At 48.8% G+C, this 1487-nt stretch carries 2 protein-coding genes; one reads left to right on the top strand and one right to left on the bottom strand.

The genetic code is table 11. The annotated features are described in order from the left end of the window. The coding region (locus KDK17_RS06210) for a Fic family protein (protein ID WP_257287614.1) at positions 1-787 on the top strand (787 nt) is incomplete at its 5' end. A gap of 35 nt (positions 788-822) precedes the next feature. Here the strand turns inward: KDK17_RS06210 and KDK17_RS06215 are convergent. Next, positions 823-1353 (bottom strand): cytochrome b, encoded by a 531-nt coding sequence (locus KDK17_RS06215; protein WP_257254601.1) that lies wholly within the window; start codon positions 1351-1353, stop codon positions 823-825. Positions 1354-1487 lie beyond the last annotated feature (134 nt).

The raw sequence follows: 1487 nt of genomic DNA on the forward strand, positions 1-1487 counted from the left end.
GATAGCGGGGTACCGTGATGTACTGGACAGGGTGACGGAGCCTGCAGAGCACACTAATGTTTCTCCGGGGCTTATCCGGCAGCTTCATGCCACCCTGTACAGTCACTTTCCCCATGAAGGAGGACGATGGAAAGCGACCAACAAGGATATTGTGGAGCGTGATTCAGAGGGTAATCGGGTAGGCGTTCTTTATCGAACCGTTCCGGCTACTGAAACGCCAAAAGCGATGGAGTTCAGCGTGGGGCTCTATCACCAGTGTCTGGAAAAGACGATAGAACCTCTGCTGGTGGTGAGTTGTGCAGTACTGGATTTTCTCTGCATACACCCGTTCAGTGATGGTAATACGCGAATTTCCCGGCTGATTGCTACTCTGATGCTTTCCATCAATGGCTATGATATTTGTCGCTATATCAGTTTGGAAAGAATCTTTGCGCAGAACGAGCAGGCTTATATGGATGCCCTCCGGTTCAGTGTGAAAGGTTGGCATGAAGGGACCCATAACCCCATGCCCTGGATTAACTTCTTTCTGGACAGTGTGATCAAAGCGTATGAAGAGCTGGAGTTAAGGGTGGATGCACTGCAAAACCAGGGCAGCCGGGCTCCCAAGTCGCAGTTGATTGCTATGGCAATTGACAATGCAAAGGGTCCTTTTTCAGTGGCTGATATTTGTATTCAGTTACCTACGGTCAGCCGGGAACTGGTGAAGAAGGTGGTTCAGCAGAAGCGAAGAAGCGGAGAGCTGAAGCCCATTGGCAAAGGGCGCGGGGCTCACTGGGAAAGACTATAGAAAAGGGCTCTTACAAGGAGCCCTTTTTGACAAATTCACAACATTCTGCCGAGCACATCGTTTTCAGGTTTATCCATAAACCGGTGTTTAAGTGCACCTACCACATGAAGCGCAATGATCCCCAGAAATGCGTAGGGAATATAGGTGTGAATCGTATGCAGGGTTCCTGCAAGCTCCTTGTTGTCTTCCATTAACTCGGGCAGAGGTATGCCAAAGAAGAAGACAGCACGCCCTCCAGCGTCCGACATGGTGAGACCGCTGACAGGCACAAGAATCATCAAGGCATAGAGAGAATAATGAGTGACTCTGGCCAATACCTTTTCATGATGCGGCAATCCTTTGGGTAGCTTGGGTACTTTGCTGAATAATCGTATCAGAATGCGGATCACTACCAGCAGGAGCACCAGGATGCCGAAAGACTTGTGCCATGGGTAGATGTCGTATTTATAGCTGACATCTTTGGACAGGCCTGCCATGTACCAACCACTGGCAATGATACCCAGGATTGTAAGGGCCATCAGCCAGTGAAGCAGTCTCATCAGGACCGGATATTTTTCAGATATCATGGATGTATCCTCTGGAGTGGAAAGCGTGTACGGCTAAGTGTTCGTTATTTTATTCAAGGCAGCTATGAGTGAAGAACAAATTTCACCCACCAGGATGCATTTATTCTTACTTTAAACTGTGATCCTGTCACCTG

This window comes from Endozoicomonas sp. SESOKO2 (genome assembly GCF_024606245.1).
GTDB lineage: Bacteria > Pseudomonadota > Gammaproteobacteria > Pseudomonadales > Endozoicomonadaceae > Endozoicomonas_A.